The organism is Sphingobium phenoxybenzoativorans, from assembly GCF_018286635.1.
Classification (GTDB): domain Bacteria; phylum Pseudomonadota; class Alphaproteobacteria; order Sphingomonadales; family Sphingomonadaceae; genus Sphingobium; species Sphingobium phenoxybenzoativorans.
In genome coordinates, this window is sequence record NZ_CP073910.1 from 1,780,607 (window position 1) to 1,800,987 (window position 20,381).

Annotated in this window: 17 protein-coding genes; 9 read left to right on the plus strand and 8 right to left on the minus strand. The window is 63.5% G+C overall.

What is annotated here, in order from left to right; translation table 11 throughout:
• Positions 1 to 43: 43 nt before the first annotated feature.
• Together KFK14_RS08600 and KFK14_RS08605 are read right to left on the minus strand one after the other, a co-directional pair.
• A complete protein-coding gene (locus KFK14_RS08600) occupies positions 44 to 1,636 on the minus strand; it encodes a sensor histidine kinase (protein WP_070150895.1) in 1,593 nt (530 codons plus the stop codon).
• The gene (locus KFK14_RS08605; RefSeq protein WP_070150897.1) at positions 1,605 to 2,312 is read right to left on the minus strand and encodes a response regulator transcription factor; all 708 of its coding nucleotides are present in this window, start codon (positions 2,310 to 2,312) and stop codon (positions 1,605 to 1,607) included. The genes KFK14_RS08600 and KFK14_RS08605 overlap by 32 nt, the downstream gene beginning before the upstream one ends.
• Before the next feature lie 273 nt (positions 2,313 to 2,585).
• On the opposite strand from KFK14_RS08605, the gene KFK14_RS08610 reads away from it, so the two are divergent.
• Together KFK14_RS08610 and KFK14_RS08615 are read left to right on the plus strand one after the other, a co-directional pair.
• The gene (locus tag KFK14_RS08610) at positions 2,586 to 4,181 is read left to right on the plus strand and encodes a phosphoenolpyruvate carboxykinase (protein ID WP_070150900.1); all 1,596 of its coding nucleotides are present in this window, start codon (positions 2,586 to 2,588) and stop codon (positions 4,179 to 4,181) included.
• 144 nt (positions 4,182 to 4,325) lie between these two features.
• On the plus strand, positions 4,326 to 4,634 hold the full coding sequence (locus tag KFK14_RS08615) for a hypothetical protein (protein ID WP_070150902.1): 309 nt from the start codon (positions 4,326 to 4,328) through the stop codon (positions 4,632 to 4,634).
• A gap of 115 nt (positions 4,635 to 4,749) precedes the next feature.
• On the opposite strand, the gene KFK14_RS08620 is transcribed toward KFK14_RS08615, so the two are convergent.
• On the minus strand, positions 4,750 to 5,967 hold the full coding sequence (locus tag KFK14_RS08620) for a sensor histidine kinase (RefSeq protein WP_070150904.1): 1,218 nt from the start codon (positions 5,965 to 5,967) through the stop codon (positions 4,750 to 4,752).
• 293 nt (positions 5,968 to 6,260) lie between these two features.
• Here KFK14_RS08620 and KFK14_RS08625 point away from each other — a divergent pair, with 293 nt between their 5' ends.
• Both KFK14_RS08625 and KFK14_RS08630 read left to right on the plus strand, forming a co-directional pair.
• Entirely contained in the window at positions 6,261 to 6,716 is a 456-nt protein-coding gene (locus tag KFK14_RS08625) for a hypothetical protein (RefSeq protein ID WP_212610585.1), read from the plus strand.
• On the plus strand, positions 6,713 to 7,528 hold the full coding sequence (locus KFK14_RS08630) for a ferredoxin--NADP reductase (RefSeq protein ID WP_070150908.1): 816 nt from the start codon (positions 6,713 to 6,715) through the stop codon (positions 7,526 to 7,528). Before KFK14_RS08625 ends, KFK14_RS08630 begins: the two co-directional genes overlap by 4 nt.
• 145 nt (positions 7,529 to 7,673) lie before the next feature.
• Here KFK14_RS08630 and KFK14_RS08635 read toward each other — a convergent pair whose 3' ends face one another.
• A complete protein-coding gene (locus KFK14_RS08635; RefSeq protein ID WP_212610586.1) occupies positions 7,674 to 8,180 on the minus strand; it encodes a DUF1993 domain-containing protein in 507 nt (168 codons plus the stop codon).
• 378 nt (positions 8,181 to 8,558) lie between these two features.
• On the opposite strand from KFK14_RS08635, the gene KFK14_RS08640 reads away from it, so the two are divergent.
• The 4 genes from KFK14_RS08640 to KFK14_RS08655 all read left to right on the plus strand — a co-directional run bounded on the left by KFK14_RS08640 (position 8,559) and on the right by KFK14_RS08655 (position 12,991).
• Positions 8,559 to 9,569 carry an MlaA family lipoprotein gene (locus tag KFK14_RS08640; protein WP_246524972.1) on the plus strand — a complete coding sequence of 337 codons (1,011 nt, stop codon included), beginning with the start codon at positions 8,559 to 8,561 and terminating at the stop codon, positions 9,567 to 9,569.
• A 132-nt stretch (positions 9,570 to 9,701) separates the two neighbouring features.
• Positions 9,702 to 11,159: an IMP dehydrogenase gene (gene guaB, locus KFK14_RS08645; protein ID WP_212610587.1), complete on the plus strand. Its 1,458-nt coding sequence runs from the start codon at positions 9,702 to 9,704 to the stop codon at positions 11,157 to 11,159.
• Positions 11,160 to 11,234: 75 nt separating this feature from the next.
• On the plus strand, positions 11,235 to 12,416 hold the full coding sequence (locus KFK14_RS08650) for an RsmB/NOP family class I SAM-dependent RNA methyltransferase (RefSeq protein WP_212610588.1): 1,182 nt from the start codon (positions 11,235 to 11,237) through the stop codon (positions 12,414 to 12,416).
• A gap of 56 nt (positions 12,417 to 12,472) precedes the next feature.
• Positions 12,473 to 12,991, plus strand: a complete 519-nt coding sequence (locus KFK14_RS08655) for a tetratricopeptide repeat protein (RefSeq protein ID WP_070151376.1) — start codon at positions 12,473 to 12,475, stop codon at positions 12,989 to 12,991.
• 114 nt (positions 12,992 to 13,105) lie between these two features.
• Here the strand turns inward: KFK14_RS08655 and rsmA are convergent, their stop codons facing one another.
• From rsmA to KFK14_RS08675, 4 genes are all read right to left on the minus strand, one after another.
• Positions 13,106 to 13,948 (minus strand): 16S rRNA (adenine(1518)-N(6)/adenine(1519)-N(6))-dimethyltransferase RsmA, encoded by an 843-nt coding sequence (rsmA, locus tag KFK14_RS08660; protein WP_425516665.1) that lies wholly within the window; start codon positions 13,946 to 13,948, stop codon positions 13,106 to 13,108.
• A 4-nt stretch (positions 13,949 to 13,952) separates the two neighbouring features.
• The gene (pdxA, locus tag KFK14_RS08665) at positions 13,953 to 14,972 is read right to left on the minus strand and encodes a 4-hydroxythreonine-4-phosphate dehydrogenase PdxA (protein ID WP_212610589.1); all 1,020 of its coding nucleotides are present in this window, start codon (positions 14,970 to 14,972) and stop codon (positions 13,953 to 13,955) included.
• Positions 14,972 to 16,306 carry a peptidylprolyl isomerase gene (locus KFK14_RS08670; protein WP_425516682.1) on the minus strand — a complete coding sequence of 445 codons (1,335 nt, stop codon included), beginning with the start codon at positions 16,304 to 16,306 and terminating at the stop codon, positions 14,972 to 14,974. Before KFK14_RS08670 ends, pdxA begins: the two co-directional genes overlap by 1 nt.
• A gap of 135 nt (positions 16,307 to 16,441) precedes the next feature.
• Positions 16,442 to 18,634 carry an LPS-assembly protein LptD gene (locus KFK14_RS08675; RefSeq protein WP_246525034.1) on the minus strand — a complete coding sequence of 731 codons (2,193 nt, stop codon included), beginning with the start codon at positions 18,632 to 18,634 and terminating at the stop codon, positions 16,442 to 16,444.
• Positions 18,635 to 18,867: 233 nt separating this feature from the next.
• Between KFK14_RS08675 and KFK14_RS08680 the strand changes: the two genes are divergently transcribed.
• Positions 18,868 to 20,322 (plus strand): leucyl aminopeptidase, encoded by a 1,455-nt coding sequence (locus KFK14_RS08680; RefSeq protein WP_212610592.1) that lies wholly within the window; start codon positions 18,868 to 18,870, stop codon positions 20,320 to 20,322.
• The last annotated feature ends 59 nt before the right edge of the window (positions 20,323 to 20,381 follow it).

The window sequence follows — 20,381 nt, forward strand, 5'->3', positions numbered from 1 at the left end:
GCATGGAAGCCGTTGATTATCGCCGCCGCTTTTGCGCGCCAACTCAATCGGGCGTGATGCCCGGATCGCGGATTTGCGCCATGGGCAGCCGGACGATGAAGCGCGCGCCGCTCTGCTCGTCGTCGCGGTCGCCGATGCTGACCCGGCCCTGATGCCCCTCGACAATGGATCGGGCAATGGCGAGGCCAAGGCCGCTATGCTTGCCGAATTGCCCCTCTGGCCGGACGCTGTGGAAACGGCGGAATACGGTCTCGCGCTCCTGTGGCGGGACGCCGGGGCCTTCATCCTCCATGCTGACCAGCACCTCCTGATCAGCGACCGTGGCGACGATCTGCACAAGCCCGCCGTCGGGTGAGAAGGAGATCGCATTGTCGAGCAGGTTTTCGATGACGCGGGACAGGCGCTGGGGTTCGCCCATCACCACCGCCACATCCTTGCGCGGCCGCGCGAACGCCAGGCGGACCTTGCGCTCGACCCCGCGCGCCTCCCGCGCCACAACCAGATTCTCGATCAGCGGGCCAAGGTCCACCTGCTCGAAGCGGGTTCGCGAAAGCTGCGCGTCGACGCGCGACGCCTCGGCAATGTCGGTAACCAACCGGTCCAACCGCCTTACATCGTCCTTGGCGATTCCCAGAAGCTGCGCCCGCAACTCCGGCTTTTCCACCGATTCCAGTCCGTCCAGCGCCGAACGCAGGGACGCGATCGGGTTCTTCAACTCATGGCTGACATCTGCGGCAAAGGCGTCCGTCGCGTCGATCCGGTTGCGCAGGCCATGGCTCATGTCCGACAGGGCGCGGGCCAGCATGCCGATCTCATCCCGCCGGTCCGGCAGGCGGGGCACCGTCACTTCCCGCGCCCGGCCCAGCCGCACCCGCACCGCAGCCATAGCCAGCCGGCGCAACGGCAATACGATCGTGCGCGCAAGGAACAGCGAAAGCAGCACAGAAGCCAGTATCGCCGCCGCCAGCACCAGGCCCAGCCGCAGCCGTTCGGCGCGCACGGTCTTGGTGATGTCGCGCGCATTTTCGGTGGCCAGCAGGGTGCTGCCGTCCTGCATCACTGCGGCGGCGGATATGACGGATGTTCGATCCGGCGCGTAGCGATTTGCGGTCTGGTCCTGGCCGGTGCGGCGGGCCGCGACAATTTCCGGCCAGGCCTCCGCCCGGTCGATCTTCGGCTCGATAAAGTTGGGCGGCCGGTCGGCCGACACAATGCCGTCCACCACCTTGTCCAGAAAGCGCGCTATATGCCGCTTCCACGCTTCTTCGGCGGGGTCGCGCAGTTCATAACGGAACGCGCCAAGCCGGAAGCTGTCGGTCACCAGCCGCCCATCCGGCGCATATCGGCGGATGCGATCGTCCCCCTGCTTTGCGAAGGCGCTGATCAACGCATTGTGCTGGGCGGGCGGCGTGCTTTCCAGCGCGATGGCCAGCAGCCGCAACTCGCGCTGCGATTGGTCCAGCCGCGCGTCGACGATCCGCGTGCGGTAACTGTCGAGATAGAAGAATCCGCCCGCAAGCAGCGCGAGCGCAAAGATATTGATGGCGAGAATCCGCCACGTCAGCGACACGCGCCCCGACCAGCGGAGCGCCATGTCGCTATGCTCATTCTTCGGAGAATCTGTATCCGGCGCCATAAAGCGTATCGATTGCGTTGAAATCGGTATCCACCTCGCGGAATTTGCGGCGAAGGCGTTTGATGTGGCTGTCTATCGTCCTGTCATCGACATAGACGTCATCCTGATAGGCGGCATCCATCAACTGGTTGCGGTTCTTCACGACTCCGGGGCGCTGCGCCAGCGTTTCCAGGATCAGGAACTCCGTCACCGTCAAGGTCACGTCATTGCCGGCCCATTTCACCCGATGCCGCGCCGGGTCCATCTCAAGCCGCCCCCTCACGATCGGCTCCACGGCAGGTTCGGATGGCTCCGAGTCCGGCGCGCGCGCATATTCGGCGCGGCGCAGGATCGCGCGGATGCGCGCAATCAGCAGCCGTTGGGAAAAGGGTTTGGCGATATAATCGTCCGCGCCCATCGCCAGGCCAAGCGCCTCGTCCAGCTCGTCCGTCTTGCTGGTCAGGAAAATGGTCGGCATCTGGCTCTTTTCCCGGAGCCGGCGGAGCAGTTCGATCCCGTCCATCTTGGGCATCTTGATGTCGAAAACGCCAAGATCGGCGGGATTTTCCAACAGCGCCTTCAACGCCGCCTCCGGGTCGGAATAGACCCGCGTGATATAGCCCTCCGCCTGCAGGGCGATCGACACCGACGTCAATATGTTCCTGTCATCGTCCACCAGGGCGATTGTTGCGCTCATTATGTCCGTTCCGGCTTTTCTGACGGGGCCTTGGGGCGACCTGGGGCAGAGGGGTAGACGAACCCGGCGCATGCGGCAAGGCATGGCACAAATTGGGACATGCGCGCCGTTAGTCATGCTTGCTAACCTGCGAATGCCTCTCCTTATTTGACGCCACTTCCCCAAGGGCTTATGCCGGAGGCGTTCCGCGGCGACATGACGGCGTCCGATGACCGGCGTGCGACCGCGGGGACCGTGCAGGGTCTTACAGAGTATTAAATTAGGAGCTACCGCGTGCAGGCGAAATCCTCTCACACCCTGGCCGATCAGGGCATTACTACCCGTGCCGAGCAGCATTGGAATCTCGGCACCGCACCGCTCGTAGAGGCGGCGCTGGCGAACGGCGAAGGCATTCTCGCCAAGGACGGCCCTCTGGTCGTCGCAACCGGGAAACATACCGGCCGCTCGGCCAAGGACAAGTTCATCGTCAAGGATGCCGAGACGGAGAACACCGTCTGGTGGGGCAGCACCAATGTTCCCATGACGCCGGAGCATTTCGCCGCGCTGAAGGAAGATTTCTTCAAGGCGCTGGGCGACAAGGACAAGCTCTACATCGCCGATCTGTTCGGCGGTTCGCAGCCCGAATATCGCGTCCGCGTGCGCGTCATCAACGAATTTGCGTGGCACAACCAGTTCATCCGCACCCTGCTGGTGCGGCCGAAAGCTGAGGAGCTGGCAGACTTCGCGCCGGAATATACGATCATCGACCTGCCGACATTCCAGGCCGATCCGGCCCGTCACGGATGCCGTACGGAAACGGTCGTTGCGGTGAACTTTACAGAGAAGCTGATCCTGATCGGCGGCACGCGCTATGCGGGTGAGATGAAGAAGTCGGTATTCGGCATCCTCAACTATCTGCTGCCGGTAAAGGGCGTCATGCCCATGCACTGTTCGGCCAATATCGGCCCGAACGGCGATACCGCGGTATTCTTCGGCCTGTCCGGCACCGGCAAGACGACGCTCAGCGCCGACGCCAGCCGCACGCTGATCGGCGATGACGAGCATGGCTGGTCGGACACGGCGGTCTTCAATTTCGAAGGCGGCTGCTACGCCAAGATGATCAACCTCTCGCCGGAAGCCGAGCCGGAAATCTTCGCCACGTCGAAGCGTTTCGGCACGGTGCTGGAAAATGTCGTCATCGATCCAGTCACTCGCGAACTGGATTTCAACGACAATTCGCTCGCTGAAAACAGCCGCGGTTCCTACCCGATCGACTTCATCCCCAATGCGTCGAAGGACAATCTGGGGCCGGTGCCGAAGAATATCATCTTCCTCACCGCCGACGCTTATGGCGTTCTGCCGCCGATCTCCCGGCTGACGCCTGATCAGGCGATGTATCACTTCCTGTCCGGCTACACCGCGCGCGTCGCGGGCACCGAGATTGGCGTGACCGAGCCGACCGCAACCTTCTCGACCTGCTTTGGCGCACCGTTCATGCCGCGCCATCCGTCGGTCTATGGCAACCTGCTCAAGGAGCGGATCGCCAAGGGCGGCGTCACCTGCTGGCTGGTCAACACCGGCTGGACGGGCGGCAAGCATGGCGTGGGCAGCCGCATGCCGATCAAGGTCACACGCGCCCTGCTGAACGCGGCGCTGGATGGCAGCCTCAACAATGTCGCTTTCCGCACCGACCCCAATTTCGGGTTCGAAGTGCCGGTGGCGGTATCGGGCGTCGACTCGAAGATCCTCGATCCGCGCCAGACCTGGGCCAATGCCGAGGAATATGACGAGACCGCGATCAAGCTGGTCAAGCAGTTCGTCGACAATTTCGCCCAGTTTGAGGAGCATGTCGATGCATCTGTGCGCGGAGCGGCTCTGACGGCAGCCTGATTGGCGCTAGATTCGCGACGAAAGAGATAAAAGGGGAGGATGGCCGGGCCGCGCAAGCAGCCCGGCCGTTTCTTTTTCATGCTGCCCGATGCTTGATCGATGATAGAATAGGCCCGCATTTCACCTGAGCGGAAGGATGAAGATATGGGCATGTTCGACGGAATATTGGGCAATCTCGACGAGTTGGCGGCCAAGGTCGGTCTTCCGGCGGAGCAGGTGCAAAGCCTGACGGACTCGCTGGGCAGTAAGCTCGGCGCAGGCGGGGATCAGGTCACGGCGCTGACCGAACTGGCGCAGGAGCATGGCCTGCCTGTGGAAAAGCTGCAGGAGATGCTGGCCGGAATCGGCGGACCGGACGCCATCATGGCCAAGGTCAGCGGCCTCCTGGACCGGGACGGCGACGGCAATCCGCTGAATGAGCTGGGCGCGATGGCGAAGGGCCTTTTCGGCTGAGTTGAACGGAACTACGCCGGAAAAATCATGAAAAGGGGCTGGCCGCCTTCGGGTGCGCCAGCCCCTTTTAGTAACTGGCGATACGGCAATGGCGAAGACCGGCGTCTTGCGTCGATCAATGCGATGTCGAGAGGGGCAGGGCGATTTCGAAGGTGGCCCCCGTTTTCACGGCCTCGTCCAGACGGATGGCGCCGCCCAATTGCTGGACGATGCCCTGCGTTATGGCCAGGCCAAGGCCGCTGCCGGGCAAGTGCGTGGCGTCGCGCGTATGCTCGGACTGGGAAAAGCGGTCGAACAGCCGCGAACGGAATGCTTCCGGTACGCCCGGCCCCTCATCGCTTACCCGGATAAGGGCGCTGTCGCCCGCAGTGGTCAGCGATATCGTCACCGTCGATCCCGCGCCGGAAAATTTCGCGGCGTTGGAAACCAGGTTGGTGACAGCCTGAAACAGCAGATCCTTGTCCGTTTCCAGATAGACCGGAGCGGCCGGTTCATGCAGTTTCAGCACAACCCCGGCTTCGCTGACGAACGGCCCATTCTCCTCAACCACCGCCCCCAGAATGGCGCGCGCATCCACGTCGGCCAATGACAGGGCCATGCCGCCCGACTCCAGTCTGTTGACGTCGAGCAGGTCGTTGACAAGCTTCTTAAGCCGGTCGGCATTGCGGGACGCTATCGCGATCAGGGAAAGCGACCGGTCGGACAATTCCCCTCCAGCGCCCCCGCTAAGAAGGGCGAGCGACCCCGCGATCGAGGTTACCGGCGTTCGCAATTCATGGCTCACCATGGAAACGAACTGCTCCTTCATGGTCACCACGGTCTGAAGGTCCACCTTGGCGCGGATCGCGTCGGCCTCCGCCACGCTGCTGAAACCCACCGCGATGGGTCCCACCAGCAGATGGGCAATCAGCATGTCCTGCTCGTCAAAGGCGGAGGGCATGTCGGAATGATATTTCAGGACGCCGACCGTTTGTCCCTGATGGGGGATAGGGACGACGATCATCGACCTCAGGCCCACTCTGTCGCAGGCGGCGCGGTTGACGCGCGGGTCCTGATGGGAATCCTCGCAATACAGCGGCTCCCCGGTCAGGATGCAAAGGCCCGAAAGACTGGCGTTGAGTGGCAGGCGAAGGCCGATCAGACCGGCGGAACTGCCGCTTGCGGCTGCATAATAAAGCTGATCTCCATCGCGCAGCTCCACGACGATGCCGTTGGATTGCGGCATGACGGAGCTTTCCTGGACGATTGCCTGCATGACGGTTTTGAGGTCGCCGCGCGCCTCACCGATGGCATGCTGGATAGTGATCAGCCCTCGAAAGCGTTCAGTGGCCATAAGGCTGAAAATCGCCCGAAGAAAAACGACGTTATGGGCAATTTTAGCGAATCCGGCTGGGCCTTACAATTGGCTTGCCCGCGTTCGGGACCAAAATGGCGCGTTTCCAGGCCATGATGCGCCATCGCCGTCCAACCGAAGCTTGTGGAAAAGGCCCGCATATCGGCGCTTGACGGGATTATCGCATGTCGAAACTCCTTTCGGATTGACGCGCGTCCGTGGAGCATTTATCCGCTATTGCAAGTCAGTCGCAATATTGGGCGGCTACCAATGCGGGTGAAAGGGCGCGCGGCATGTATGATTTCATCGACAGGCAGGTCAGCGAGCTTGATGAGGGCGGGCGCTTCCTGTTGTGGTCGGTGCGATTCTGGGTGCGCGCGATCGGTCAGCGCCGCTGTCCCTCCACGGATATAGCGTCGGCTTTTGAGCGCCATGGGCTGGCGGAGGCGCTGCCGCATTTCAACATGACGATGCTGATCCTCAACCGGCATGCGCTGAACAATATGGGTTTTGGGCCGCTGACCTGCCCCCGCGTGCACGAGGCGGAGGCGCTGCTGCTCGGCATATTGTCGCGCATGCGGCAGAATGACGAGACCGATCTGCGCAATACTCTGGCCCTGACCGTTGAACCACAATGGGTCAACCCGCTGTCCGCCGCGATGTCCGCCCTCGCAATCGATCTTGCAGAAGTCGCATTTCTCCCCCATGCCCCCGCGCCATTGACATTGCCCACTGGAGGAAAACCATGAGCGACCGGGCGCAGGAAGTCGCGATGCTGGCGCCATCTGCAACTCTGACCGTTGAGGAGGTCCGTTCCGTCACGCACTGGAACGAGCATCTGTTCAGCTTCACCATCACCCGTCCGGCAAGCTTCCGCTTCCGGTCCGGCGAATTTGTGATGATCGGCCTTCCGGGAGATGGCCGGCCGCTGCTGCGCGCCTATTCGATCGCCAGCCCCGCTTACGCCGAGGAGCTGGAATTTCTGTCGATCAAGGTGCCTGATGGCCCGCTGACCTCCCGCCTGCAGAAAATCCAGCCCGGCGATCAGCTTTTCCTTGGCCGTAAGCCGACCGGAACGCTGGTTACGGACGCACTGCTGCCGGGCAACCGGCTGTTCATGTTGTCAACCGGCACCGGGCTTGCGCCGTTCCTCAGCCTTGCGCGCGACCCGGATATCTACGAACAGTTCGGCCAGATCATCCTGGTCCATTGCGTGCGTCAGGTCAGCGACCTGGCGTTCCGCGAACTGCTCGAAAGCCAGCTTGCCGGCGATCCTCTCTGTCAGGATCAGGCGCTGCTGCAGTTTGAATATCTGCCGACCGTCACGCGCCAGCCGTTCCACACCAATGGCCGCATCGATGCGCTGATCGATGATGGACGCCTGTTCGGCGGCCGCACCACCGGGCCGCAGCATTTCGATCCGGCGACCGACCGGGTCATGATGTGCGGCAGCATGGCGATGATCAAGGACCTTGGCCATTATCTCGATGGCCTCGGCTTCGTGGAGGGGTCGAACGCGGCCCCGGGACATTATGTGATCGAGCGCGCTTTTGTGGGATAGAGCGCGCGCGTGGCCGTCATCCCGGTGAAAACCGGGATTCTTTGAAGCCCCCCCCTTGGGCTTGAAAGAATGCTGTACCCTGATCGGCATGACGGCCGATTTTCACGAAAGGGCGGGGGTGCTCCTCCGCCCTTTCTTCTTGCCGTCAGATGCCGCCCAGGAAATCAAGCTTTCCGACCGGAACGCCCCTGTAACGCAGGATGTCGTAGGCCGTGGTGACGTGGAAGAAGAAATTCGGCACCGCGAAGTTCAGGACATAGGTCTTGCCGGTGAAGCTGACGTCCTTCTTGGGAGTCTTCAGGATGACCTCGGCATCTTCCCTTCCATCCATGCATGTCGCCGGTACGGCCTTTAACGCGGCGATGGTCGCGGCGATCCGGGCCTGCAGGTCATCGAAACTTGTCTCATCATCAGCGATCGGGGCCATTTCCACTTGCCCAACCCTTGCGGCGGTAAAACGGGCTGTGTCGCTGGCGCGCTGGATCTGGGCGGTCAGCGGGGCCATGTCGTCGAACAGCCGGGCGTCGAGCAATTCGGTATGGCTGATGCCCTGCGCATCGGCGAAGGCGCGGCTCTTTTCCAATATGGCGGCTAGATTCCCCAGGGACCGGACAAATACGGGCACGCTGACGTCATAAAGTGACAGGGACATGGACTTCCTCTCCGGTGACGCGGAATTGCCGCATATGGCACGGCGCTGGTTGCGGAGCCATAGGATGGCGTGCCGATTCAGCACAAAATCGCCGTCGCCGCGCTTACGCCGCCATATGGCTGATGGAGTCCTTCGTCTAAGCTCGGACCGCCGGAACTGGGGACGTGCGGAGTCGGGTAAGGCTTTGAGATGGCTCCCGACGGCGTGGGGGTGACGAAGAGAATGGGATGCGCCGTCCAGCACGGTGCGAGGGGAGAATGGGGGCCTGAATCCACTGACCGCTGTCGTTCCCGGCGTCGCTTGGCCGGGCGGTAGCCCGTGGATCGCCCGTTTCCTTCCGAAAGACTGAAAAGACCCAATTGGTGAAATGAGACGCGATTGAGCATTCTGGTATTTACGACGGCTATGCTGCTGGCTGGGGCGCAGCTCAATTCGGCCGATAGTCCGCTGCTCGCGCCTGTGCTGCCGATGGTCTCGGTCGAAAGCCTGTATGAAGATGAAGCGCTGTCCGGTTTTGCGCCGGGGGCGGGGGCCTTGGCTGTCAGCGAGATGGCTGTTCCAGCCGAAAGCATGGCGCTGGCGTCCGATAGCGACATGGAACAGAATGAGATTGTCGTGCAAGGCAGGCGTCATGAACCGACGCCTGGCGATCCACTGGAGTCTTTCAACGCCCAATCCTATGAGATCACGCAGGATGTCGACAAGGCCATCGTGGCTCCCGCAGCGATGGCGTACCGGGATGCGCTGCCTGCTCCCGTCCGCAGCGGCATTCGCAATTTCTTCAACAATCTTGCAGAGCCGATCGTTTTCCTGAACTTCCTTTTGCAGATCAAGCCGGGCAAGGCGGTGGAAACCCTTGGCCGTTTTGCGATCAATACGACCATCGGCGGGGCTGGCCTGTTCGACATGGCGAAACGGCGACCGTTCAACCTGCCCCTGCGCCGGAACGGATTTGCGAACAGCATGGGCTATTACGGCATCAAGACAGGGGCTTTCCTGTATCTGCCGCTGATCGGGCCAACCACGGTCCGCGACCTGATCGGCCTGACGCTGGACAAGCTGGTGCTGCCGGTGGCGATCGGCAAACCCTTTAATCAGCCCTATTATTCCATCCCCTCCGCGCTGGTCGGCACGATCGACTATCGCGTCGAGTTTGACGCGGAACTGCGCCGGATTCGCGAGGAGTCCGACGATCCTTATGCGGCGTCCCGCGACAATTATCTGCGGAGCCGTCAGGCGGAGATTGATGAACTGCGCGGCATTCGCCCGGCCATGTCCGCGCCGGATGGCGTCACCTCCGGCACAGGGCCGCTTGTGCAGCCGGTCCTGCCGCCCGCCGAACCGGCCGCGCCCGCCATTTCCGGCGAATCCGAGCCTCCAAACCCCTAGTCGGCGGGACCGGCGCAGGGACTTGGCCGGTCTGCGTGGATTGAATGTCGATCCACCCTAGCCGTGGGGCGGGCAAATGGTTACATGGGCCGCCACGATTCCCCCATCGCGCATCAGAAAGTGGCACACCCTATGGATATCCGCCTCGGCCTCACATTCGATGACGTCCTGCTCCAGCCGGCCGAATCCGATGTGCTGCCCAGCCAGGCCGATACCGGGACACAGGTGACGAAGGCGATCCGCCTCAACATCCCCATTCTCTCCTCTGCAATGGATACGGTGACAGAGGCGGACATGGCGATCGTCATGGCGCAACTCGGCGGCCTCGGCGTCCTTCACCGCAACCTGTCGGTCGAGGAGCAGGCAGCAGCGGTGCGGGCGGTGAAGCGCTACGAAAGCGGCATGGTGGTCAATCCCATCACCATTACCCCGGACGCGACCCTCGCCGACGCCCAGATGCTGATGTCCCGCAACCGCATCTCCGGCATTCCCGTGGTCGAAAATTCGGGCAAGCTGGTTGGCATCCTCACCCATCGTGACACCCGCTTTGCGGAAAATCCCGCGCAGCCTGTCAGCGAGTTGATGACGAAGGAAAATCTGGCCGTGGTGCCCGCGGGCGTCAGCCAGGAGGAAGCCAAGCGGATGCTTCACCAGCGCCGTATCGAGAAGCTTCTGGTGGTCGATGAAGCCTATCGCTGCATTGGCCTGATCACGGTCAAGGATATGGAAAAGGCGGTCAATTACCCGCAGGCAACCAAGGACGCCGCTGGCCGCCTGCGCGTAGCCGCCGCTACGACCGTCGGCGACAAGGGGCTGGAGCGGACCGAGGCGTTGATCGACGCGGAATGCGACCTGATCGTTATCGACACCGCCCATGGCCATTCGAAGATGGTTTCGGCGGCCGTCAGCGCCGTAAAGAAGATGTCCAACCATGTGCAGGTCGTCGCCGGAAACGTCGCCACGGCCGAGGCGACCCGCGCGCTGATCGATGCGGGTGCGGACTGTGTGAAGGTCGGCATCGGCCCCGGCTCCATCTGCACCACGCGCGTTGTCGCGGGCATTGGCGTCCCGCAACTCACCGCGATCATGGATTCGGCCGAGGAAGCCGCGAAGTCCGGCGTGCCCGTTATCGCTGACGGCGGTCTGCGCACCAGCGGCGACGTGGCCAAGGCGCTGGCGGCCGGCGCGGGCTGCGTCATGGTGGGATCGCTGCTTGCGGGAACCGCTGAAGCTCCGGGGGAAACCTTCCTCTATCAGGGTCGCGCCTATAAGAGCTACCGGGGCATGGGTTCCGTTGGCGCGATGGCGCGCGGATCTGCGGACCGTTATTTCCAGCAGGACATCAAGGACCAGATGAAGCTGGTGCCCGAAGGAATTGAGGGGCAGGTGCCGTTCAAAGGCCCCGCCGCAGATGTCATTCACCAGCTTGTCGGCGGTGTGAAGGCGGCGATGGGCTATACCGGCAGCCGCACGATCAAGGACCTGCAGGAGCGCGCCCGCTTCGTTCAGATCACCAATGCCGGTCTTTCCGAAAGCCATGTGCACGACGTCACCATCACGCGGGAAGCGCCCAATTACCCGACGCGCTGATCACATTCCCTTCCCGCGCGCGGGAAGGGTTAGAGGACGGCTTGCCACCTTACCGCCGTTCGGGTGCAATAGACGATGACGCCCGCCGCCCGCGTTCAGGCCGCCATTGATATATTGGATGAGATCATCGCCGCCGCGCGGGACGGCGGCCCTGCGGCCGACACGCTGATCGCCCGCTATTTCAAGGCGCGCCGCTATGCCGGATCGAAGGATCGCCGCGCCGTGCGCGATCTTCTCTATGATGCCGTACGCCGCACGGCCGACCGTCCGGCCGATGGCCGCGCGGCGATGGCGGGGCTTGCGCGGGAACGGCCCGAACTCGCACGCCTGTTCGATGGCTCGTCCCATGGCCCGGCCCCCTTGAAACCGGATGATCCAGCCTCGGAAGCATCCATTGTTCCAGCGTGGATCAAGCCCTTATTGGCCAATCTTCTGACTGAAGCTGAACAACAGGCATTGCTTGAGCGTGCGCCGCTGGACCTGCGCGTCAATACGCTGAAGTCTGGGGCTGGCGACTGCCTTGGCGAATTTCCTGAAGGGACGCCGCTTGACCATTTGCCGGACGCTCTTCGTCTGCCGGAAGGTTTCCCGGTTGAGCAGACCGACGCCTGGAAGTCCGGTCAGGTCGAGGTGCAGGATGCCGGAAGCCAGATCATTTCCATGGCCTGCGAGGCGCAGCCGGGCATGACGGTCATTGACCTGTGCGCCGGGGCGGGGGGCAAGACGCTCGCCCTCGCCGCCGCGATGGAGGGGCGTGGCCGTCTTGTCGCCTGCGACGCCATCCGCTCCCGGCTCTCCCGCCTTCCAGAGCGCGCCGGGCGGGCGGGTGCGCACTTCATCGAAACGCTGCTGCTCGATCAGGGCAAGGAGATCGAGAAGCTGGCTCCGTTGGCGGGATCGGCGGACATTGTGCTGGTGGACGCGCCCTGTTCCGGCACCGGCACATGGCGGCGCAACCCGGAGGCGCGCTGGCGGCTCACCCCGCAAAGGCTGGAACGGCTCGTCTCGGAACAGGCCCGGATCCTGGATTTCGCCGCACCGCTGGTGGCGCCGGGCGGGCGGCTCGTCTATGCCGTATGTGCGTTGACCACGCAGGAAGGAAGCGGCCAGATTGACGCCTTCATTGCCCGGCACCCCGGCTGGACCCCGGTTTTGCAGCATATTCCGCCCGGTAGGTCTTGCGGCCATGGCGTGTTGTTGACACCCGCCCATGACGGCACGGACGGCTTCTTCTTCGTGGTATTGAAAAAAGCATGATAGACATCATGTCGAAAAATGACGAGAATCCGCGAGAATCGCTTCTGGAGTTGCTCATGCGTTTTACCCCTGCTTCCCTTGCCCTCGCCGCAGTGCTCGCGACCGTGTCGAGCGTCGGCCTGAGCCAGAGGCCGGATACGCAGATCGACCCTCTCTCGATTGAATGGCAGCGGGCTGGCGAAGCGGCGCAGAAGGCTGGCGATCTCCATGCCGCCAACGACGCCTATGAAAGCGCGCTGGCCGCCGATCCACGCAACCGCGCCGTCTATGTCGCGCTTGGGCAGGTTGCCCGCGCGCAGGGCCTGCAGGGCAAGGCTATCCGCCTTTATGGCGAGGCATTGCTGCTCGACCCCAATGATGTGCAGGCGCTCTCCGGGCAGGGCCAGGCGATGGTAGAGAAAGGCGCGATCGCCAAGGCCAAGGAGAATCTCGCCGCCGTACAGCGCATCTGCAAGGATAGTTGCGCTCCGCTGAGCCAGCTTTCCGCTGCGATCGACCGGGGCGTGCCACCGACCGTGCTGACCGCGAAGGATGTGACCCCGACGCCGACGGTGCAGCCGACCGAACGGCCGTAAATTATCTGCCATCTATTCCGGTTGGATCGAACCCATAGCCGTTCGCTTCAACCGTAGCCGGGAAGCCTCGCGCTGGTTTCTCGACTGCGCCCGAAGCGAACGGGGGTAGGGCATTCAGCTTTTGGGGCGATCCGTTGCAGGCGTCCCCATAATCCGCGCCACCGCGACAAACTCGGCCACGCTCACCGTCTCCGCCCGCCGCTGCGGGTCAATTCCTGCCACCTCCAGCGCCTCCAGCGCGCCGGGAAGTCCTTTCAGGCTTTGCCGCAACATCTTGCGCCGCTGGCCGAACGCCGCGGCGGTTAGTTTCTCCAGCGTTCTGAATGCCACATCTTCCGGCGCTTCCACCGGTTCTATATGCACCACGGCGGACATGACCTTGGGCGGGGGTGTGAAGGCGCTGCGGTGCACCTTCATGGCGATCCGTGCCTTGGCCCGCCATTGGGCCAGCACCGCCAGCCTGCCATAATGCCCATCGCCGGATGGCGCGACGATGCGCTCGGCGACCTCCTGCTGGAACATCAGCGTCAGCGACGCCCACCAGGGCATCCAGTCGGCCGAAAGCCAGCCGACGGTCAGCGCTGTTCCCACATTATAGGGTAGATTCGCCACGATATGCGCGCCATCACCCGCCAGCGCGTGCGCGTCCACCGCCATGGCGTCGTCGGATACCACCTCCAGCATACCGGGAAACGCCGCGGACAGTTCCGCCAGCGCGGGCAGGCATCGCTCGTCCCGTTCCACGGCCACTACCCTCGCCCCGGCGCGGAGCAGGGCGCGCGTCAGGCCGCCGGGGCCGGGACCGACCTCGAACACTGTCTTGCCGCTCAGATCGCCGGGGATGGCTGCGATCCGGTCCAGCAATTGCTCGTCCAGCAGGAAATTCTGCCCCAGCGCCTTGCTGGCGCGCAGGCCATGGGCGGCGATCACTTCTCTCAGGGGCGGTAGCTTGGCCACGGCTTCAGCCGTTATAGGCGAGCCGGTGGCGCGCAGCCTCGGCGGCCATGCGGATCGCCGCGATCATTGCGCCGGGATTTGCGGCATTCTGCCCCGCAATGCCGAACGCGGTGCCGTGGTCCGGAGAGGTGCGGACGATCGGCAGGCCCAGGGTGATATTCACGCCATCGTCGAAATAGAGCGTCTTGATGGGGATCAGCGCCTGGTCATGATACATGCACAGCGCCGCGTCATAACCCTCCCGCGCGCGCGCATGGAACAGGCCATCGGCGGCGAATGGCCCGCTTATGTCCAGCCCCTCCGCCTTCAGCGCCTCGATGGCGGGGATGATGATGTCGATCTCCTCCCGCCCGATCGTCCCATTCTCGCCGGAATGGGGATTGAGGCCCGCAACCGTAAGGCGCGGCGCGGCGATGCCGAAATTGCGCTGCAGTCCCTTTGCGGTCGTAATGGCGCGGCTGCGGATCAGGTCGGTGGTCAGCACCTTCGGCACATCGGCCAGCGCCACATGTATGGTGATCGGCACCACCCGCAGCGATGGCCCCGCCAGCATCATCACGGCGTTTTCCCGCGCGATCCCGCACCGCTCGGCCACAAATTCCGTCTGACCCGGATGGGTGAAGCCGACCTCATAAAGCTGCGCCTTGCCGACCGGGGCCGTGACCAGCCCGGCGGCCGCGCCGGACCGCGCGAGGCCCACGGCCGCCTCCAGCGCATGCAGCGCCGTGCGCGCGCCCTCGATAGACGGTTTTCCGGGGATGATGTCGCCTGCCTCCGCGACCTGCAGGCAGGGCAGGGCGTCCTTGAAGGCTGCGCCCGCTTCTTCCGGCGCGGATATGATCGTCAGCGGCCCGGTCCAGACCGCACGGATCGATGCCGCGTCACCGACCGCAAAGAAGGGCGGCAGGCTGCGCGCGTCCCGCATCATCCAGGATTTGGCGACGATTTCCGGCCCGACGCCGGCTGGATCGCCCAGGGAAACCGCGAAGGGAGGAAGGGGGTTCGCGGGTTGCGAAGCGGCCATCAATTATAGTCGATAACCGCGTCACGGCGCAGGTCGCGCAGATAGATGCGCGCGCGCTTGTTCACCCGGTCGTCTTCCATCTGCGCCTGAATTTGTTCGAAGGACGGCGTGCCCGCGCTTTGCGGATCGTCGCGGCCGCACAGCACCAGCACGCGCACGCCTTCGGCCACGGACCCGAACGGCGGCGTCGCTTCGCCGATCTGCAGCTTCAGGAGCATTTCCTGCAACTGGGGCGGCAGGTCGCGCACCTTCACATTGTCATTGTCGACGACATCCGCGCCAAGCGATCTGCCGACGTCGTTCGCCGCGCCGCAACCCTTGATCTGCTGGGTCGCGTTGGCAAAGGCGCTGGCTTTGGTCGTCGCCTGCTCTCGGCTCGTGCCGGGCGCGAAATTGATCGAAAGCTGTTTCAGGCTCATCAGCGCGTCGCGCGGATCGGCGGTCAGGACCTGCCGCTTGTCCATCAGATAGATGATCGAAAAGCCGCCGGGAACGGGGACAGGACCCGCGATCTGGCCGACCTGCATGCCGCCTGCCGCCTGCGCCAGTTCGTCCGGCAACTGCGCCGGGCGCACCCAACCAAGATCGCCGCCAACGGCCGCCGTGGATGCTTCCGAAAACTGGCGGGCATAGGCCTGGAACGATCCGCCCTTCTGGATCTGCTCGATGATATTATGCGCATTGGCGGAGATTTGCTGGGCGTTCTCCGGGCTGGCTGAGAGGTAGATTTCGCCGATGCGGAACTCGTCGGTGCCCTTGGCGGCGTTCAGCCGGTCAACCACCGACTTCACTTCCTCCTCGCCGACATTGACGAAGGGCTGCACATTGCGGCGGAGCAGGCGGCTCCAGGCAAGCTCACCCTCGATCTGGCGCTTGATGCTGGCCGGGGAGCTGCCCTGCTGGCGCAGATAGACGGAGAATTGCTCCGGCGACTGGCGGAAATTGGCGGCGACACGGTTGTAGCTGTCGTCGATCTCCGCCTTGTCGATCTTGATGTCGTTGGCGGCGGCTTCCTGGATTTGCAAGGTCTCGTCGATCAGGTTGCGCAGCACCTGCAGGCGCAGGCGCTCTCTTTCCTCATCGGCGACCTTGCCGCCATTGGCCGCCACGATCAGAGCCAGGCGCTGGTCGATGTCCGTGCCGGTGATGATCGTGCCATTGATGACGGCCGTGGCCTTGCGGACATTGGGGTCCGACTTGCCGAAGAAGGTCATGTCCTTCGGCAGGTCCAGCGCGGCGGACGGCATGTCGCCATCATCCCCGACCGTCTGGGCGATCGTGGAGGAGGCAAGGCATGCCATCATCACGGCAACGGCCGGCGCACGAAACTTCATGAGCCGGGTGGAACGAACAACGGATTTCATCGGCAACAAATGCTCTCCAACAGATCCTGCGCCCCTCTTGCCGCCAATCGCCTTAACCAGCGCTGAGCGGGCGTTAAGGCGTGGGCGCGGAACAGGGTTACTCTCTTATATGCCAAGATTGCGAAAAGCGAGTCGCAGCAGGAAGCTGTTTCCGCGCCTTGCATCGCCCGTCGCCTGATAGTCGCGGCGCCAGGTGACGCCCAGTTCCAGACAGTCGTCCTGATAGGCGACGCCCAGCCGGTGACGGACCGGTTCATATCCGTCCGCGCTGGTCAGCGGGTCCTCCTTCTGCCCGGTCAGGTTGATGACCGTGGAGCCGAATACCGATATGAAGCGCGTGACCTGCAGACGGCCGCCAAGGCGGATTTCCTCGCGATCCCGCAAATCCTCTATGTCGGACGAGGCATTGCGGTTGAGCCGCAAATAGCCGGCCATCACATAGGTTTTCTTGGTGCCGACAGTGGCGTCAATCTCGTTGCGGCGGACGGCCAGATTGTCCTTGTCCACCCGGTAACGGTGGGTCAGCGCGATGAAATCCTTGTAGCGGACCGTGGTCCGGCCAACGATGTCCGACGTGCGCGATGCGAGGCCCGTGCCTTCCGGCAGGATGGTCGACCGGCTGTTCAGGCGATAGCTCTGCCCCACCACGGCATCGAGGGACAGGTCCTTGCGATCCACCTGATATTCGAAGCCATAGGTGATGCGCGTCGAATCCTCGAACCGGTCGTAACCGGAGAAGCGGTTGAGCGCGAAAAGATTGCTGTCATCCAGATCGACGGAGCGCGAATCCTCGTTCGGCACCTTCATATTGGCCAGATGGGGCGAAGCGACGATCTGAACGCGCGGCGTGATCCGCTGGGTGCCGCCAAACGCCTCGCCGATGAAGGGCCAGCGCACATCCACTGCGGCGGCGGCGATCCCGCGCGCATGCCAGCCTTCATCGCCGCGATAGATGACCGTGCGGGTCAGGTCGGTCTCGTCGGTGTGATAGACGTCGCCCCGCAGATAGGTGGTGAAGGTGATCTCCTGACCCATGCCCGTCAGCTTGCGCAGGTCCCACTGGAATCCGGCGAAGGCGCGCTGTGTATCCTGTCCTTCGGTCCGGGTGATCGCCAGGCTGTTCGCCTGCAACTGGATGCGGCCGCCCAGCACCGGATCGGCCAGCCGCAGGCGATAGTCGATGACGGGCAGGGCGACCGGCACCTGCCCCTGAATATCGTTGGTGCGCAGCGTCTGCGCGGCCCATCCGGCGATGGAGAAATAGCTGTCCTCGCCAATACGCTCGGCCTGGATGGTGGAGCGCAGCCGATCCTCGCGGCTGATGTCGTAGCGCCGCATGAACGTGCGGTCGGACGCCACGCGGATGGAGGAGCTGATGCTCCATTCCGGGTCGAGCTGAAATTTGCCGCTGGCGTCGAAATATCCGCGGAAGTCCCGCTGCGAATCGGGCGCTACCGCCGCGTTCGCCGGAATGCGCGATCCATAGGTCGCATATCCGGTGATCTGATAGGCGCCCTTGCCGTGCAGGGCGCGATAATTGCCCTGCAGCATCGGCAGCGCGTCGGAATAGACATGCGGCGTGATGGTCAGGTCGCTGTTCGGCGCCAGCTTCACATAATAGGGCAGGGACATCTCCGCCCCGTTCACGCGGTCGTAGCGCAGGGAGGGAACCAGCAGACCCGTTCCGCCCTGGTCGCCGACCGGATGGGACAGGCCGGGCAGGGGAATCAGGGGCAGCCCGAATATCTCGATCCGCGCGCCGCGATACGTCACGCGCTGCCGATCCGGGTTGTAGATGACCTTCACCGCCTTGATCTGCCAGGTCGGTTCTTTGGGACAGCCCTCGCTATCCTCGACCTTGCAGGCGGAATAGACGGCATGGTCCAGATAATAGACGCCGTTCGTGCGGTTGCCCTTCTCCGCCGCCAGCCGTCCGCCCTGCTGCAGGACGATCAGCATATTCTGGACGATCCCGTCTTTCAGCGTGTCTGTGACTTCCAACTGGTCGCCATAGGCGATGTTGCCTTCGGCATCGATGACGGAGACGTTTCCGGACGCCTCGACCTGGCCGGTCTGGCGATGCCATACCACCTTGTCGGCGCGCAGCCGGTTGCCCTCGCGCAGCATCTGGACATTGCCCGTCGCCGTCACGACATCGGTGTTGTTGTCATATTCCAGTTGATCGGCGGCGAAGCCGATTTCCTCATCATTGGCCGGAACCGGAGCGTCCGGCGTGCTCAGCGCCGCGTCGGGGCTGTTCAGGGTTTGCGCGATCAGCGGCGCGCTGGCGCACATCATCAGGATCGCCGTGCCGGTCGCCGCCAGGCCGTGAGGAAAGGAATAGTGGTGGCGGATCATGCGATAGTGACGGCATCCAGGAGCGCTTTTCCCGCCTATTGCACCGCTTGGCTCTGGCCGCAATCGCCTTGCGGCCCAAAGAGGGTGCGAAATTGGTTGAAGCGCTTTGCCAGAAGGGGAAAGGCGCACTATCTCACGCTTCCAGATTCAAAAGAGCAAAACAGAGGTCTTTCATGCAAATCACGATCAGCCCGTCACGCCCTTCCACCGCCGACACTCTGGTCATCGCCCTGCCCAAGGAACTTCCAGGATCCTTGGCCATTGCGGCGGGGCAGACCGTGCTCGCCGGAGCGAAGGCGGCGCGGTTCGCGGGCGACGCAGGATCGACTTTTGAGACATTCGCGGAGGAAGGCGGCGCGTTGCTGCGTATCGTCCTGCTCGGCACCGGTTCGGGCAGCGACGCCGATCTGGAAAAGGCGGGTGGCGCGCTCTCGGCGAAATTGCTGACGTCCGGCGCCAAGCACGCCGCCGTGGAGTTTCCGGTCAGCGTTTCGGCGGAGGGCGCCGCGCGACTGGCGCTTGGCGCAAAGCTGCGCAGTTGGCGGATGGATACCTACCGCACGCGCCTCCCCGAAAAGTCGAAGCCGACGCTGGAGACTGTGACATTGGTCACTGTCGATGCCGGAGCCTCCGACGCATGGGCGCGCCGGTCTGCGCTGGCCGACGGCGTTGCGCTCACCCGCGAACTCGTCGCTGAACCGGCCAACATCATCTATCCCGAAAGCTTTGTTGAACGCTGCCGTCATCTGGCCGATCTCGGCATCGAAATCACGGTGCTGGACGAACAGCAGATGGCGGACCTCGGCATGGGCGCGCTGCTTGGCGTCGCGCAGGGATCGGTGCGCAAACCTCGCATTCTCGCGATGCGCTGGGACGGCACGGGCGGCGCGGTAAAGACGCCGGTCGTTTTCGTTGGCAAGGGCGTCACCTTCGACACGGGCGGCATCTCCATCAAGCCTGCGGCCGGCATGGAGGATATGAAGTGGGACATGGGCGGCGCGGGCGCGGTCGCGGGCACGCTGAAGGCGCTGGCCGGGCGCAAGGCGAAGGCCCATGTCGTCGGTATTTGCGGCCTTGTCGAGAATATGCCGGACGGCAACGCCCAGCGGCCCGGTGATGTGGTGACGTCCATGTCCGGCCAGACGATCGAGGTGATCAACACCGACGCCGAAGGCCGCCTGGTCCTTTGCGACGCGATCACCTGGGCGCAAAAAACCTATGCGCCGGACGTGCTGATCGATCTCGCCACCCTGACCGGCGCGATGATTATCTCGCTGGGCGACCAGAATGGCGGCCTTTTCTCCAATGATGACGGTCTGGCCGATGATCTGCTTTCCGCGGGCAAGACATCCGGCGATCCGCTGTGGCGTTTCCCGATGAGCGACGCCTACAACAAGCTGATCGACAGCCCCATCGCCGACATCAAGAATGTCGGGCCGCGCGGCGCCGGATCGATCACCGCCGCCCAGTTCATCAAGCGGTTCGTCGATGAGGGCGTCAAATGGGCGCATCTCGACATTGCCGGCATGGTGTGGGCGGACAAGCCCGGATCGACCTGGGACAAGGGCGCAACCGGCTTCGGCGTGCGCCTGCTGGACCAGCTCGTCTCCGACAAGTTTGAGGGGTAATCAAACCTCCGTTCGGATTGAACCGCTTCCCGTTCGCCCTGAGCTTGTCGAAGGGCTGC